10 protein-coding genes are annotated in these 15,688 nt (G+C 60.2%); 4 read left to right on the top strand and 6 right to left on the bottom strand.

The window, feature by feature from the left end:
* Positions 1 to 3 precede the first annotated feature (3 nt).
* Positions 4 to 876, top strand: coding sequence for a uracil-DNA glycosylase family protein (locus A6U87_RS04195; RefSeq protein WP_065689938.1), 873 nt, complete (start codon positions 4 to 6; stop codon positions 874 to 876).
* A gap of 149 nt (positions 877 to 1,025) precedes the next feature.
* A complete protein-coding gene (locus A6U87_RS30330) occupies positions 1,026 to 1,217 on the top strand; it encodes a hypothetical protein (protein ID WP_083199261.1) in 192 nt (63 codons plus the stop codon).
* Between the two features lie 51 nt (positions 1,218 to 1,268).
* Here A6U87_RS30330 and A6U87_RS04190 read toward each other — a convergent pair whose 3' ends face one another.
* Together A6U87_RS04190 and A6U87_RS04185 are read right to left on the bottom strand one after the other, a co-directional pair.
* Positions 1,269 to 2,138, bottom strand: coding sequence for a hypothetical protein (locus A6U87_RS04190; protein ID WP_065689937.1), 870 nt, complete (start codon positions 2,136 to 2,138; stop codon positions 1,269 to 1,271).
* Positions 2,139 to 2,322: 184 nt separating this feature from the next.
* Positions 2,323 to 3,252 (bottom strand): DMT family transporter, encoded by a 930-nt coding sequence (locus A6U87_RS04185; protein WP_065689936.1) that lies wholly within the window; start codon positions 3,250 to 3,252, stop codon positions 2,323 to 2,325.
* Between the two features lie 346 nt (positions 3,253 to 3,598).
* Here A6U87_RS04185 and pepN point away from each other — a divergent pair, with 346 nt between their 5' ends.
* Together pepN and A6U87_RS04175 are read left to right on the top strand one after the other, a co-directional pair.
* Entirely contained in the window at positions 3,599 to 6,247 is a 2,649-nt protein-coding gene (pepN, locus tag A6U87_RS04180; protein ID WP_065689935.1) for an aminopeptidase N, read from the top strand.
* A 182-nt stretch (positions 6,248 to 6,429) separates the two neighbouring features.
* Positions 6,430 to 8,748, top strand: coding sequence for a PAS domain-containing sensor histidine kinase (locus tag A6U87_RS04175; RefSeq protein ID WP_065689934.1), 2,319 nt, complete (start codon positions 6,430 to 6,432; stop codon positions 8,746 to 8,748).
* On the opposite strand, the gene A6U87_RS04170 is transcribed toward A6U87_RS04175, so the two are convergent.
* The 4 genes from A6U87_RS04170 to A6U87_RS04155 form a co-directional block, all read right to left on the bottom strand.
* Positions 8,745 to 11,702: a bifunctional [glutamine synthetase] adenylyltransferase/[glutamine synthetase]-adenylyl-L-tyrosine phosphorylase gene (locus A6U87_RS04170; protein ID WP_065689933.1), complete on the bottom strand. Its 2,958-nt coding sequence runs from the start codon at positions 11,700 to 11,702 to the stop codon at positions 8,745 to 8,747. The genes A6U87_RS04175 and A6U87_RS04170 overlap by 4 nt on opposite strands.
* A gap of 130 nt (positions 11,703 to 11,832) precedes the next feature.
* A complete protein-coding gene (locus A6U87_RS04165; protein ID WP_065689932.1) occupies positions 11,833 to 13,236 on the bottom strand; it encodes a HAMP domain-containing sensor histidine kinase in 1,404 nt (467 codons plus the stop codon).
* Positions 13,233 to 13,979 (bottom strand): response regulator transcription factor, encoded by a 747-nt coding sequence (locus A6U87_RS04160; RefSeq protein ID WP_065689931.1) that lies wholly within the window; start codon positions 13,977 to 13,979, stop codon positions 13,233 to 13,235. Before A6U87_RS04160 ends, A6U87_RS04165 begins: the two co-directional genes overlap by 4 nt.
* Before the next feature lie 78 nt (positions 13,980 to 14,057).
* On the bottom strand, positions 14,058 to 15,635 hold the full coding sequence (locus tag A6U87_RS04155) for a Do family serine endopeptidase (protein WP_065689930.1): 1,578 nt from the start codon (positions 15,633 to 15,635) through the stop codon (positions 14,058 to 14,060).
* Positions 15,636 to 15,688 lie beyond the last annotated feature (53 nt).

The raw sequence follows: 15,688 nt of genomic DNA, 5'->3' as shown, positions 1-15,688 counted from the left end.
ATCATGATCTCCGTCAACGACCTCTCCCCGGCCGAACTTGCCGCACTGCTCCATTTTCATGCGGATGCAGGCGTGGAATGGCTGCTGGAGGAAGAGGCCGTCGATCGGTTCGCCGAATTCGAGACAATAAAGGCGACGCGACGTAGCGCCCCCGCTGCCTCGCAGGCCGCCGAAAACCGACAAGCGCCCTCGCGAGCCACGCCTCAAGCATCCGCTCGCGATGCTGCCCCTGACCGCTCGGCCCAGAGGCCGCATCCTGCCATTCCCGATGGCGAGGCCGTTCAGCAGGCGCGCTTTGCAGCTGAAAGCGCCCGGTCGCTGGTCGAACTGAAGACGGCGCTCGAAGCATTCGGCGGCTGCAATCTCAAGAACAGCGCGCGCTCGACCATATTCGCCACCGGTGATGCGGCTTCGGGCGTCATGCTGATCGGCTCGGCGCCGAGCGCCGACGATGATCGGGAAGGACAGCCATTCGCAGGCCGTCCCGGACAGCTGCTCGACAAGATGCTGGCCGCGATCGGCCTCGACCGTTCGGGTATCCTGCTGACCCAAGTCGTCCCTTGGCGCCCCCCCGGCAATCGCGTGCCCTCAGCGGTGGAAATGGATATCTGCCGCCCGTTCATCGAGCGCCAGATCGCGCTTGCCGAGCCCAAGGCGATCCTGCTTCTTGGTAATTTTGCTGCACGCGTTTTCTTCGGTGAAGGCGACACGATCCACGGCCTTCGTGGTCAGTGGCGCGAAATCGCCGTTGATGGAAAGGTTATTCCGTCGATTGCGACGCTTCACCCGCAGGATCTGCTCACCGCCCCAATCAACAAGCGGCTGGCGTGGAACGATCTGCTGGCTTTCCGAGCAAAACTCGGCTCAAGCCAGTAGTGCATAAAAAATAGACGAATATGAACGTTTTATAAATAAACCTACGCGCTTTTTGCATAGCTGTTGCGTGTTTTCGGTTATTGTTAAATCTATGCTGCACTGCAATATTGCGGATGTGTCTTGGGAGGAATCAATCAGGAACCAAGGCCATGCCGACATTGCTTCGTCCTATCCATTGCAGGTTTGAAACCCTGCGCGTCGCCAGCGACCCGGTTCGCTCGGCACAAAGCCGTAACCGCATAGGCTTCGCAACCAACGAGCAGATGATTGCTCGTGGAACTGGCGCCAGCGGACGCATCTCGCGCCCGGCTGCAATTTTCGCGGATTTTCGACAGTACTGACGTGGACCCGAGGCGGGCAGCCCGCCTGCCTCGGCTTTGGCGGTCCGGCCTCTACGTGGCCTCGCCATCGAGTTCGGCCTTTGCCCAACTGAACGCCTCATCCACATAGGCAAACTTGACCGCCTGCCAGCGGCAATATTCTTCCACGAACGCGCGTGATATCCACAGCACGGGCTTCTTTCCAGCCTCCCACCCCAGGCATCCCTTCTGCACAGCCTTGGCAAACAGCCTTTGCATGTGCGTCCGTGACATCATGAAATCGGCCGCCAGCGCTCGGCTGTCCACCGGACCGACGAAAAAGCGCTCCGGGTCGGTTTCCTGAATGTCGATTCGAGACATCAGGTTGTCGACGATCAGACCGCCCGCATCGCTCCACAGAAAGAGACCGACTTGCTCAGGCGGCTCCCGCCAGCGCTGGTCCGCCAGGCAATTGCGGGCGATTCGAGGCTGCATCTGCCGGGCCATGGCGGGATGACTCTCGAAATAGGCGGTCCTCTCACCTCCGTCCAAAAGGTCGAGAGCAACGAGATTGGAGCAGAGCCACCCATACATAGACTGGTGGCTGATCTCGGCCGGCTCGAAGTGACGAGGCCTCTTTCGCTCCTCACCTGGCTCGTAGGCAATGAAACGGTAGGTCAGGAGCTCGTCCACAAAGCTCAGAACGGTGTTGCGGCTGGCCACCTTGTAGGCGGTGATCTCATTGGTGAGCCTAACCGCCGTCAGGCCGGAAGACGAATCAGCGGGATCACGCTCCACGCTCAGCGCATAGGCCATCTGAGTCAGCAGCCAACGTTGTTGGGATGCCAGGAGCCGCGCAAGCCGTGGGCCTGCCTCGTACATGGTGCGCATTCGTTCAGCGTGAAAGCGAATGCCCAGTATAAATTTCGGGTCGGCGGCAAGGTCTTCAGCACGTAAAGGCATTTCTCTCCCGGATTCCGGACTCATTCGGTATCAAGTACCGTTCACCGGTAATATGTATCTTCGCGAATAAATGAATTTTCATCAACTTTAAAAACACGCGCATACGCCGCAATCTACGCGCGAGTCAATTCGCGCACGGCGTTAGTCTCAAGATTGAAACGATTTCCGGGAAAATCTGACGGTGTCAGGGAGCGGAGCGGCCCGAGGCGCGGCGCTCGAGCTGGATCCTGTGCTCGCGGTATATGATGAAGATGCCCGCCGCCACGACGATGGCGGTCCCGAGTAACATGCTCCCCGTCGGGATATCACCAAAGACGACATAGGCGATGATGGCGCCAAGCACGATCGACGTGTACTCGAACGGCGCGATCGTCGACACTTCGGCGTGACGGTAGCTTTCAGTCAGCAGTATCTGCGCCACGCCGCCACAGAAGCCGGCGGCAATCAGGTGCAGTTGCGGCCAAAGGTCCAGAAGGTCCCAGCCGAAAGGCAGGGTCGCGAGCGAGAATACCGATGCAGTGATCGAGAAGTAGAGAACGATCGTCGAGGTCTTCTCCTCTTCCACCAGCTTTCGAACCTGGATCATCGCCATCCCGCCCAGGACGGATGCTAGCAACACCGTTACTGCGCCGATCGCCTGATCGGACTGGACGCCGCCCTCCCGAAAGAGCGTGAGCTTGGGCCAGGAGATGATCGCAACACCAACGAGACCGACCAGAACGGCAGTCCATCGGTAAATACGCACGGTTTCTCCAAGAAAGAATGCCGCGAGGACAACCGCCACAAGCGGCGTGGCATAACCCAGCGCAATCGCTTCAGGCAGCGGCAGGTGCAACAGCCCATAGAACCCCAGGCCCATGGAAATGATGCCGAGCGTCCCCCGTTTCAGATGGCCGATTGGATTGGCAGTGTAGAACGAAGACCGCAGCTGCCCCCGATAGGCCAGATACACCATGATGGGAAAAAGCGCGAAAAAGGATCGGCAGAATGTCACCTGCCCCGGCTGGATATCGCTGCCAGCGAGCTTGATGAAGGTTTGCATTGCAAGGAAGACACAGACGGAGGCAACTTTGAACGCGATGCCTCTCATCGGACTTCCGAAAACCGACCGCATGTCAGGAAACTCGCGAATTGGCCATCTAAAGGCTTGGGAGAGCGCGCCAGACTCGACGCAACCCAAGTGTGGCAGTCGCGATGCTTAATGAACAGGGCAAAAATCAAAAAAGCGACACCTCGCTCGCACGTCTTGGTAGATCGGAATCGCCGAAGACATCCTTTGCATCGTACGTCGACGCAGGAATACGCGGTTAAGTATCTCTCAGCGTCCGACTGCCGAAACTTGCACTCCTGATGTTTCGCTTTAGCTTTGGTTCAGACTTTGATGTAATCATGTCGTCAAATTTTGCTGCAGAGCGCCCACTCCGCTGCAAATCTATGTCTTAAGGTCTTCAGGGAACACCATGCGCACAGATACCGGCCAGGTCATCAATCTGGCAGACTACCGCCCCACCGACTTCGTTCTGGAGCGTGTGGACCTGACGTTCGAACTTGATCCCACTGAAACCAAAGTAGAATCAAGATTGATCTTCCACCGGCGGGAGGGCGCTGATGCGAGTGCGCCCCTTATCCTCGACGGCGATGAACTGGCGCTGGCAGGGCTGCTCTTCGATCAGATGGAGATGCCGGCCGGCCAATATACCGCGACGCCGGAAAGCCTCACCGTCCGCGACCTGCCGGAGTTCGGTCCCTTTGAACTGACGATCACGACGATCATCAATCCGGAAGCGAACACCCAACTCATGGGGCTTTACCGCACCGGCGGGATCTATTGCACCCAATGCGAGGCCGAAGGCTTTCGCCGCATCACCTACTTCCCAGACCGCCCTGACGTACTTGCGCCCTACACGGTCAACATCATCGCCGACAAGGCGGCCAATCCGCTGCTGCTGTCGAACGGCAACTTCCTCGGCGGTGCTGGCTACGGCGAAGGCAAGCATTTCGCCGCCTGGTTCGATCCGCACCCGAAACCGAGCTACCTTTTCGCATTGGTGGCCGGAGATCTCGGCGTGATCGAGGACACCTTCACGACCATGTCCGGCCGCGAAGTCGCGCTGAAAATCTACGTGGAGCATGGCAAGGAGCCACGCGCAGGCTATGCGATGGACGCGCTGAAGCGCTCGATGAAGTGGGACGAAGACGTGTTCGTCCGTGAATACGACCTCGACATCTTCATGATCGTCGCCGTGTCGGACTTCAACATGGGTGCGATGGAGAACAAGGGACTCAACGTCTTCAACGACAAGTATGTCCTTGCCGATCCCGAAACGGCAACCGATGCCGACTATGCCAACATCGAAGCAATCATCGCACACGAATACTTTCACAACTGGACCGGCAACCGTATCACCTGCCGCGACTGGTTCCAGCTTTGCCTCAAGGAAGGCCTGACGGTCTATCGCGACCACGAATTCTCGGCTGATCAGCGCTCGCGCCCGGTCAAGCGCATCGCGGAAGTGCGCCACCTGAAATCAGAGCAGTTTCCAGAAGACGGCGGCCCGCTGGCTCATCCGGTGAGGCCAACGAAATATCGTGAAATCAATAACTTCTATACGACGACCGTCTATGAGAAGGGCAGCGAAGTCACGCGGATGATCCACACGCTTCTGGGCAAGGAAGCGTTCAAGAAGGGTATGGATCTCTATTTCGAACGACATGACGGCGAGGCTGTGACAATCGAGAATTTCGTCAAATGCTTCGAAGACGTCAGCGGCCGTGACCTCCAGCAGTTTTCGCTCTGGTACCATCAGGCTGGCACACCGCTTGTGACGGCATCGGGCACCTATGATCCCGCTGCCAAGACCTTCAGCCTTGCTCTGGAGCAGATGATACCGGCAACGCCCGGTCAGAGCGACAAGAAGCCGATGCATATTCCGCTTAGCCTGGCGCTATTCTCCGAAGACGGCGCTGCTTTTGCCCCCTCCTCCGTGGAAGGCGCGGAGTACGGCGGCAATGTCCTGCACCTGACCGAGAGAACCCAGACAGCAGTATTCCATGGCATCGACTCGCGGCCGGTCGTCTCGATAAACCGAAGCTTCTCGGCACCCATCAATCTGCATTTCGATCAGACGCCAGCCGATCTTGCCTTGCTCGCGCGCTACGAAACGGATCACTTTGCCCGTTGGCAAGCGCTGACAGACCTGGCACTGCCAACGCTGCTAAAGGCGGCGCGCGATGCGCGTGAAGGCAAGGCCATTGTTGCTGACCAGACCTTTATCGACACGCTGCTCGCCGCCGCGTCCGACGAGAGCCTGGAGCCGGCCTTCCGTGCGCAGGCGCTGGCATTGCCAAGCGAAGCCGATATTGCGCGGGAGCTTGGTGGTAACAACGACCCCGACGCCATTCATGCCGGCCGCCAGGCAGTCATGAAGCAGGTCGCGGACGCCGGAAAGGATGCGTTTGCCGTCCTTCACGACAAGATGACAACGCCGGGCGATTTCAGCCCTGATGCAAAGAGCGCTGGCCGGCGTGCCCTGCGAAACACTGCACTTGCCTATCTGTCCTATGCGGAAAACGCTCCGGCGCGCGCGAAAGCCGCCTTCGACGCCGCAAACAACATGACCGACCTGATGCAGGCGCTCACGATCCTTGCTCATCGCTTCCCCGATAGCGACGAGGCAATCCAAGCGCTTGCGACGTTCCGCGATCGCTTCGCCGACAATGCGCTGGTGATCGACAAGTGGTTCTCCGTCCAGGCGACCATTCCTGGCGCGCAAACGCTCGACCGGATTCGCAAGCTGATGGAGAACCCGCTGTTCAAGCGGACGAATCCCAATCGCGTGCGTTCGCTCATCGGTACGTTCGCCTTCACGAACCCGACCGGGTTCGGTCGTGCCGACGGTGAAGGGTACCGGTTCCTCGCCCGCGAGATTCTGGATATCGACCAGCGCAACCCTCAGCTCGCCGCACGCATCCTCACGTCCATGCGTTCGTGGCGCTCTCTGGAGCCTGTACGTGCCGGTCACGCGCAAAAAGCCCTGGCTGAGATCGAGCAGAGCTCGGGCCTTTCCAGCGACGTCAGAGACATCGTCGAGCGCACCCTCAAGGGGTGATTTGCATGAGGAAGCGGCTTTGCGAAACGCAGGCCGCTTCAGGTCCCCCAGGAATAATCAGCACTTAGAATCGGTTAACAGATTTTTACCTTTTCCTCTGGACAAGGCGAATCACCAATGATTCATTGATGCAGGTTCGGGCGAGCGGCGCAGCGAATCACACGAGGGATCAAGGCTGAGAGATGATGGACGTGCGGCGGGCAACCGTGGCCGAAGGACGGCTGCGTGTCGATTTCGAGGGCTTTCGCGCCTGGCGCGACCGCTTCGCCGATAACGCTTCCGCGCCCCTTCGACCGCCTGTTCGCAATCTCAACCACGCAGAGACCGTCCTGAAGCGCGTCATTCCAATCCTCATCGTCGCCTTCCTTGCGGTTGTCGCGGCATCGCATTTCTTTGGCATGATGTCCGAGTACAGCCGTATGACGGCGGCCGCGCGTCACTCCACCGCTCTGGCAGCGGCAACCGCTGCCGCAGCATTTGCTGATTCCGCCGCCGTTTTCGAAGCCGGCGACGCCGCAGTAGCGCAGACGCGGCTGGCGCGTTTCCTTCCACAAGACCGTCTCGACGATGACGCGTTCGTGCTGCTGGTGCAGCCATCCGGCAAAGTGTTCGCGTCTTCGACGGCGGGCGCCGCCTATATCGGTGCCAGCGTTGGTGACTTCTTCTCCGAAGTCTCCGCGGTCCGCCGCTTCGGCGATCGTGCCGGCGTCATCGAAACGACGATCAGCGGCCGGCCGCATTACGCCGAGATCACCCTTGTTGGCGACTCGGGCGGATATATCGTCGCGGCCACATCGCTCGACCGCATCAGCAGCCTGTGGCGCGAGACGATGACCCTTAATGTCAGCCTTTTCGCTGGCATCTCGTCGATCCTGCTTGTTGTTCTCTATGCCTATTACATGCAGGTCCGCCGGGCGCGCGACGCCGACGACATCTTCCAGGAATCCAACCTGCGGGTCGAAACTGCCCTGTCTCGCGGCCGCTGCGGCCTTTGGGACTTCGACTTCGATCGCCGCGAGTTCTTCTGGTCCCGGTCGATGTACGAAATGCTCGGCCTGCCCGCTTCCGAAGGCAACATGTGCTTCGGTGACGCAGCGCGACTGATGCACCCGGACGATGGCGGCATCTACGAAATCGCACGCTCGATCTCTCGCGGCGATTCCGAGCAGATCGACCAGATCTTCCGCATGCGTCATGCAGGCGGCCACTATGTCTGGATGCGCGCCCGCGCCCAGGTCATTCGGACCAATGCCGGTCGCGTCCACATGATCGGCATCGCGATGGACGTGACGGAGCAGCACCGTCTTGCACAGCGCTACGCCGAGGCCGACCAGCGCCTCGCCGACGCCATCGAGTGCACGTCCGAGGCTTTCGTGCTTTGGGACAAGAACGATCGTCTGGTCATGTGCAACGCTCACTTCCAGCAAGCTTACGGATTGCCCGACAATGTGCTGGTGCCGGGCACGGAGCGGAACGTCGTCAACGCCGCCGCAGCTCGTCCCGTGATCGAGCGCCGCATCGCGGATGCCGATGGATCCGGCCACTCCCGCACCACCGAAGTTCAACTCGCCGACGAGCGCTGGCTCCAGACCAACGAACGCCGTACACGTGATGGCGGCATGGTTTCGGTCGGCACCGACATCACCTTGCTGAAGCGCAACCAGGAGCGCCTGCGTGACTCCGAACGACGATTGATGGCAACGATTGGGGACCTTTCCGCCTCCCGGCAAACGCTGGAGAGCCAGAAGGCCGCCCTTTCCCTCGCCAATGCCAATTATCAGGCCGAGAAGGAACGCGCGGAAGCCGCCAACAAGGCGAAGTCGGAGTTTTTGGCGAACATGTCGCACGAACTGCGGACGCCGCTGAACGCGATCCTCGGCTTCTCGGAAATCCTGCAGGACGAGATGTTCGGGCCGCTCGGCTCTGCTAAGTACGACGAGTATGCGCGCGACATCCACCACAGCGGCAGGCACCTGCTGAACGTCATCAACGACATTCTGGACATGTCGAAGATCGAGGCAGGCCATATGAAGCTGCATTGCGAGACGATCGATCTCGTGCCGCTGATCGAGGAAAGCCTACGCTTCACCACTATTCCAGCAGCAGAAAAGAACATCCGGATCGAACAGCGTATCTGCGCCGGCATGACATTGAAGGCCGACCGCCGGGCGATGAAACAGATCCTGCTCAATCTGCTTTCGAATGCCGTCAAATTCACCAATGACGGCGGCCGTATCGCGGTGCGGACGCGCCGGACGAATGGTCATGTCCTTCTCACCATCGCCGACACCGGCATCGGCATTCCGCGGGCGGCGCTGAGCAAGATTGGACAGCCGTTCGAGCAGGTGCAGAACCAGTACGCGAAGAGCAAGGGCGGCTCTGGCCTCGGACTGGCGATCTCCCGTTCCCTCACAGATCTGCATGGCGGCCGCATGAAGATCCGATCGCGCGAAGCCGTCGGAACGATCATCTCGCTGCGGATACCCGACACGCAGAACTAGGGCTTCACGACCGCCAGCAGTATCTTGCGAACAGCCTTGGAGAGGCGCTTGACCTCGCTTTCCAGCGTGCGGATGTCGGGGCAATCACCGGCGCGGCAGACCAGGTCAATGAGGCCGGATGGCGCTTCCTTCGGGTCGAACACGCCGTCGATGCACAGCCGAATAAGTTGCGACAGCTCGGTATAGAGTGAAAATGCCTCGATGCAGGTATCGACATCCGCCGGAGCCATGAGCCTGCCGCCAAGCAGCTTCAGGGCCTCGCCCGTGTTCAATCCGCGAACGCTAACCTTGGCACCCTTCGCCGGTGCGATCAGCGCCAGATATTGGGCAATGAACTCGATGTCGATGACTCCGCCCGGGATCAGCTTCAGATCCCAGAGGCTTGAAGGCGGCTTTTCCTTCTCGATCAACTCACGCATCTCAGCCACGTCACGCGTCACACTTGCGATATCGCGGCTTTGGGATAGCACCTCCGTCGCGACGCGCTCGGCTTCCGCGATCAGCCCTTGGTCTCCGCAGATGAGGCGGGCACGGCTAAGCGCCATGTGTTCCCAGGTCCAGGCTTCTTCGCGCTGATACTTTTCGAATGCATTAACGCGCGTGGCAACCGGCCCTTTGTTTCCGGACGGACGAAGCCGCATATCGACCTCGTAAAGTACGCCTTCGGCGGTCGGCGCGGAGAGTGCCGCGATCAGCCGCTGGGTCACGCGGGTAAAGTAGCGCACGGCATCGAGCGGCTTGGAACCATCCGACTCCGATGCACGCTCGTCGTAGTCGTAAAGCAGAATGAGATCGATGTCGGAGCCCGCCGTCAGCTCGAAGCTGCCCAGCTTGCCCATGCCCGCGACGGCGATGCGGCCGCCGGGAAAGTCACCATGGACGTCACGGATTTCCTTGATGACAGCGTTGAGCGCTGCCTCGATGATCAGGTCCGCGAGGTGGGTAAAGGCACGTGCCGCCATGACGCCGTTGATTGTGCCGGTGAGCAGGCGGATGCCGATCAGGAAGCGCTGTTCTGCGGCGAAAATGCGCAACCTGTCTAGCACCTCTTCGTAGTAGCGAGCCTGTAGCAGCGATCCCTTCAAGCGCTCGGCCAGATAGTCGCGGGTCGGCAATTCCGCCATGAGGCCCGGGTCGAGCATGCCATCGAAGACGTGCGGCTTGGCGGCGATTACCTCGGCGAGCTTCGGAGCCGAGGACATGATGTTGACGATGAGCGACAACAGCGCCGGATTGCTACCAAGCAGTGAGAAAAGCTGAATACCAGCAGGCAGGCCGGACATGAAATTATCGAAGCGCAAGATCGCTTCATCCGCCCGCTTGCTTTCCCCGAAGACACGCAGAAGCTCGGGCGTCAGCTCTGTCAGCCGTTCGCGCGCTTCGACCGATTGGGTCGCCTTGTATCGCCCGTAGTGCCAAGTGCGGATAACGCGCGATATGTCCGACGGTCGTTCGAAGCCGAGCTTCTTCAGGGTGATCAGCGTGTCCGGATCGTCATTCTGTCCGGTGAAGACAAGGTTCCCGGTTTCCGTCGACAGTTTGGTTTCCTGTTCGAACAGGCGGGCATAGCGCCGTTCCACGGCCCTGAACACCTCCACCAGTCGCTCCGAGAAGCTCTGAGTGTCGTTAAAGCCCATCATGAAAGCGATGCGCTTCAAATCTGTCTCTGTCTCCGGAAGCAGGTGCGTCTGTTCATCGCGAACCATCTGGATCCGATGCTCGACATCACGAAGGAACCAGTAGGCTTCCGTCAGCTCATCGCGGGTCTCTTCGTCGATCCATTTCGCCTTGGTGAGCTCCGCAAGCGTCTCTTCCGTCCCCCGGCAACGCAGGACGGGCATACGCCCGCCAGCGATCAGCTGTTGGGTCTGGGCGAAGAACTCGATCTCGCGAATGCCGCCACGCCCGAGCTTGACGTTATGCCCTTTGACAGCAATTGCGCCATGCCCTTTATGGGCGTGGATCTGCCGCTTGATGGAATGAATATCGGCAATCGCCGCGTAGTCGAGGTACTTGCGAAATACGAACGGCACGAGGTCACGCAGGAACTGCTCGCCGGCCTTGATGTCGCCGGCGACCGCGCGAGCCTTGATGAATGCCGCCCGCTCCCAGTTCTGCCCCCTACCCTCATAATAGATCATCGCGGCATCGACCGAGATGGCCAACGGCGTCGATCCCGGATCGGGCCGCAGTCTCAGGTCGGTCCGGAAGACATAGCCGTCAGCGCTACGCTCCTGCATGATCCTGACAAGCCGGCGCATCATGCGCGGAAAGGTCTCGATCGCATCCTCCGGATCGGGCAGAATTCCGGCCTGCTCGTCGAAGAACACGACCACGTCGATATCGGACGAATAGTTGAGCTCCGAGGCGCCCAGTTTGCCCATGCCAAGAACGATCAGCCCCGAGCCCTCACTGGGTCTGGAGACATCTTTCAAGTGAAGCTTTCGGCTCTCGTGCGCAGATAGCAGCAAGTGATCGATCGCCGCAGCGACGGATGCTTCCGCCAGCCTGCTTAGCCACATGGTCGTCGCCCGACCATCGAAAATGCGGGCAAGATCGGCGAGCGCCACGAGGAAGGCCACCCGGCGCTTGATGACGCGCAAGCGAGTCATCACCTCCGCCTCAGTCGGCGATGCGCCGTCTGCTGTCGGCTGCCATGCCAGCCGTGCCTCGCCGATCAATGCGGCGATCTGCGGCTCCAGCGGGCCGGAGACCGCGGATGCAAGAACGGCCTCGTCCACGTTGGCGATGTCACGCAGATATGGAGACAGGCTAAACGCAGCGGTGATGAAGTCGCGGAGCGCGCCTTCATCCTTCAGCATCTCGGCCACTGCGGGCTCGGACTTCCCGATTTTCTGCAAATCGGCGAGCGCGAGTTTCAACTCGGTCTTGCTCAACGGCTTCAACAGGCCGTCGGCCACCTCCTTGAGACCGTGCTTCGATTCCGTCAGCATGCACCCTCCCACTCGCCGCATCAGATATGGACGGAATCACAATCACTCCGTGCCACCGCCAGATAAGTTAGGGTCTGGGAGGACAATGGCCAACCATCAATTGAGCGACCGTGCGCAATCGATGGACGAACTATTTGGCGGGAAAGATCATGGCGACGGCAAGGCCGGGCTTCGCCGTATCATCGGGATCCGTATCGGAAAGCTCGAGCTTGCCGCCGTGCAGTTCCATGACAGCCTCGACCAGTGAAAGCCCGAGGCCGGTTCCCGGCTTCGAACGGCTCTCGTCGAGACGCACGAAGCGCTTCAGGACCTCTTCGCGCTTCGCCGCGGGAATTCCGGGCCCGCGATCGGCAACCTGCAGACATATGCCGTCCTGTCGGCGGGTGAGTTTCAGAGAGACCTCGCCTCCGCCTTCCACATCCGCCGAATACTTGATGGCGTTGTCGATGAGGTTGAAGATCGCCTGGCCGATCAGCTCGCGATTGCCTTGAACCTCGATGTCCTTCTCGATCGATGAATTGAGCGCAAGTCCGGCCTCCTCGGCCACCGGCTCGTAGAGTTCGGCGCTGTCGGCAACGATGGCCGAGAGATCGACTGTGGACATTTCCGCTGCCGCGGAGCCTGCCTCCACCCTGGAGATCATGAGCAAGGCATTGAAGGTACGGATCAGTTGGTCGGACTCGGAGATGATGCCCTCCAGTGCGATCCGACGTGTCTCCGTGTCTGGAGTATCCAGCGCATCGGCTGCCTTGTTACGCAGGCGTGTTAGTGGTGTCTTGAGATCGTGCGCGATGTTGTCCGAGACCTGCCGCAGGCCTTCGTTCAGCTTCTCGATTCGCCCGAGCATTGCATTCAATGATGCCGAGAGGCGATCAAACTCGTCGCCCGAGCCGCCGACCGGCAGTCGTTGCGACAGGTCGCCGGCCATGATCTTCTTGCTCGCCGCCGACATCCGATCGATCCGCTTCAAGGCATTGCGACCAATGCCGAACCAGATGATGACCGCGCCCAGTCCCATGATCGCCAAGGCGATCATCAGCGCTTGCCGCACGAGCACGCGAAAGGCCTCCGGCTCGCCAAGGTCCCGGCCGATCAGCACGCGCAAGCCGTTGTCGAGCACCTCGATATTGGCAACCGCCATGTGCTGCTTGGTGGCACCCCCTTCGGCATAGCGCCGATACTTGAAAGGCAACGTCGTCCAGCCCTGCTCGTCGAGCACGCCCGGCTGAACGGACGCGACGTTGCCGGCAAGGATATCGCCTGACGGGCCTGCGATGATGTAGAGGTTGGCACCGGGCTGGCGCGCGCGCCGCTCCATCGTGCGCAGCAGAAGGTTCATGCCTCCCGCGTCATAGGCGCGCTGCACCTGGTCGACTTCCTGCTGCACAGCTTCCCGTATCTGGCTGGTCAGCAGCCGCTCGGACATCGCGGTCACATAGAAGACCAGCGTCGCCGCGCAGATGGCAAAGAGCAGAATGTAGAGGGCCGAGAGGCGGACTGCGGTGGACTTGAAGAGAAACCAGAAACGGCTCATCCCTCATCCTTGATCATGTAACCGGCGCCGCGAATGGTCTTCAGCAATGGCTGGCTGAAGTCCTTCTCGATCTTCGAGCGCAGGCGCGAGACGTGTACGTCGATGACATTGGTTTGCGGATCGAAGTGGTAGTCCCAGACGTTCTCCAGGAGCATGGTGCGCGTGACCACCTGGCCGGCGTTCTTCATCAGGTATTCGAGCAGGCGGAATTCACGCGGCTGGAGCGGAATTTCCTTCCCCCCGCGCCTGACTTCATGCGACAGGCGATCAAGCTCAAGATCGCCGACCCGGTAGACCACGTCCTGTTCCGGCGTACCCTTGCGGCGGCCGAGCACTTCGACACGCGCCAGCAGTTCGCTGAAGGCATAGGGCTTCGGCAGATAGTCGTCGCCGCCCGCCCGAAGGCCGGTCACGCGGTCATCGACCTGGCCAAGCGCCGAAAGAATGAGAACGGGTGTATGGATGCCCTTGCGGCGCAGCTCGCTGATCACGGAGAGGCCGTCACGGCGCGGCAGCATCCGATCGATCACGATGACGTCGTAGGTGTTTTCGGTCCCCATGAAGAGGCCGCTTTCCCCGTCACTCGCGTGATCGGCAACGATGCCCGCCTCACGAAACGCCTTCGTCAGGTAAACCGCAGCTTCGAGATCGTCTTCAATTATAAGAATCTTCATGCGGCCGACATTACCCGCAGGCTGTGTTTCGGCAAGGCTCAAAGCTGTGTCCTGTTGAACGGAAGTCATTGCAGCCACCCATGATGTATTGGTGAAAAAGGAGCCGCACCCTGCGGCGCGGCTCCAGTTCTTCGGATTTGGGACAGATCAACCCTGGCCGTTGATCGGAAGCGCGACGAAGCGGCTGCCTTCCTTCGACTGGATCTGGAACAGTGCGCGTGTGCGACCGTCCTTCTTCGCCTGGTTCAGAACCTTGACGACATCGTCAGCATTCGAGACCTCCTGGTTGTTGACCGAGGTGATCTTCTCGCCTTCCTTGATGCCCTTGTCGGCGGCATCGGAATTCGGATCGATACCGGTGATCTGCAGACCCTTGCCATCATCGGCGGGGCCGACACTGAGGCCGAGGTCGGCAAGCGCCTTTTCGGAGGCGGGCGTCTGTGCTTGAGGTGCCTGATCGCCTTCGTCAGCCGAGGCGTCCTTCTGTTCGGCCGGCAACGTGCCGAGTTCAACCGTCACAGGGGTAGCCTTGCCCGAACGCCATACCGACAGTTCGACCTTCTTGCCCGGCGTCATCGCGCCGATACGGCGGCTCAGATCGCGGGCGTCCTTGACGGTTTCGCCGTTGACGGCCGTGACCACATCGCCGGCCTTCAGACCGGCCTTTTCGCCTGGGGTTCCGGCCTGGGCCGAGACGACCAATGCGCCGCTTGCTTCAGACAGGCCGAGCGAGTCCGCAATATCCTTGGTGACCGGCTGGATCTGCACGCCGAGATAGCCGCGCGAAACTTGGCCGTCCTTCATCAGATCGGCAACAACGTCCTTGGCGGTCGATGCCGGGATAGCGAAGGCGATACCAACGCTGCCGCCCGACGGCGAGAAGATCGCGGTATTGATACCAACGACTTCGCCAGCAAGGTTGAAGGTCGGACCACCGGAGTTACCGCGGTTCACAGCAGCGTCAACCTGCAGGTAATCGTCGTATGGGCCGGAGCCGATGTCGCGACCACGGGCAGAGACGATACCGGCCGTGACCGTACCGCCGAGACCGAAGGGGTTACCGACGGCGACGACCCAGTCACCAACGCGAACGTTGTTGTCGTCTGCCCAGTTCACGTAGGTGAACTTGCGGCCCTTGCCGTCGACCTTCAGCACAGCAAGATCGGTGCGCGGATCCTTGCCGATGAGCTTGGCGTCGAGTTCGGTACCATCGTTCATGACTGCGACGAAGGCCGCGCCGTCGGAAACGACGTGATTGTTGGTGACGATATAACCATCATCGGAGATGAAGAAGCCGGAGCCCTGTGCGACGGGACGAAGACGACCTTCCTTGTCCTGCTGGCCGAAATGCTTGCCGGGAGGACCACGGTGGCCCTGCGGGCCCTGCGGGCCCTGCTCGCCGAACTGGCGGAAGAACGGCTTCAGTGCATCGGGGAGATCGTCAAAACCACGGCCGTTGAAGTCGAAGGAGAAACCATTGCCACCGTCTTCATCGGAAACCGGATTGACGCGGCTTTCAACACGAACCGACACGACAGCAGGCGAAACGGCGTCAACGACGTTCGCGAAACTCGGAACGGACGGAGCCTGTACCTTGACTGCTTCTGCGTAGGAACGGGTAATTTCAAGGGGAATACCGGTGGCGAGGACTGCTGCGGCAAGCCCCGCGACTGTCGACGCCTTGAGCGCGGTGTTCAGCGACGGAGCTTTGATATTCTTGAACATGAGTGGCACCTTCTTTTCTCTTTGCATCCACGGGATCGGCAAACACCGGATCA

Origin of the sequence: Rhizobium sp. AC44/96, from assembly GCF_001692185.1 — a bacterium.
GTDB lineage: Bacteria > Pseudomonadota > Alphaproteobacteria > Rhizobiales > Rhizobiaceae > Rhizobium.
Note: the sequence above shows the minus strand (reverse complement) of the source record. Positions and strands in the feature narration are given on the sequence as shown.

Coding starts and splice junctions, on each gene's coding strand:
- A6U87_RS04195 (WP_065689938.1), top strand. CDS start 4: ATGATCTCCGTCAACGACCTCTCCCCGGCCGAACTTGCCGCACTGCTC.
- A6U87_RS30330 (WP_083199261.1), top strand. CDS start 1,026: ATGCCGACATTGCTTCGTCCTATCCATTGCAGGTTTGAAACCCTGCGC.
- A6U87_RS04190 (WP_065689937.1), bottom strand. CDS start 2,138: ATGCCTTTACGTGCTGAAGACCTTGCCGCCGACCCGAAATTTATACTG.
- A6U87_RS04185 (WP_065689936.1), bottom strand. CDS start 3,252: ATGCGGTCGGTTTTCGGAAGTCCGATGAGAGGCATCGCGTTCAAAGTT.
- pepN (WP_065689935.1), top strand. CDS start 3,599: ATGCGCACAGATACCGGCCAGGTCATCAATCTGGCAGACTACCGCCCC.
- A6U87_RS04175 (WP_065689934.1), top strand. CDS start 6,430: ATGATGGACGTGCGGCGGGCAACCGTGGCCGAAGGACGGCTGCGTGTC.
- A6U87_RS04170 (WP_065689933.1), bottom strand. CDS start 11,702: ATGCTGACGGAATCGAAGCACGGTCTCAAGGAGGTGGCCGACGGCCTG.
- A6U87_RS04165 (WP_065689932.1), bottom strand. CDS start 13,236: ATGAGCCGTTTCTGGTTTCTCTTCAAGTCCACCGCAGTCCGCCTCTCG.
- A6U87_RS04160 (WP_065689931.1), bottom strand. CDS start 13,979: ATGACTTCCGTTCAACAGGACACAGCTTTGAGCCTTGCCGAAACACAG.
- A6U87_RS04155 (WP_065689930.1), bottom strand. CDS start 15,635: ATGTTCAAGAATATCAAAGCTCCGTCGCTGAACACCGCGCTCAAGGCG.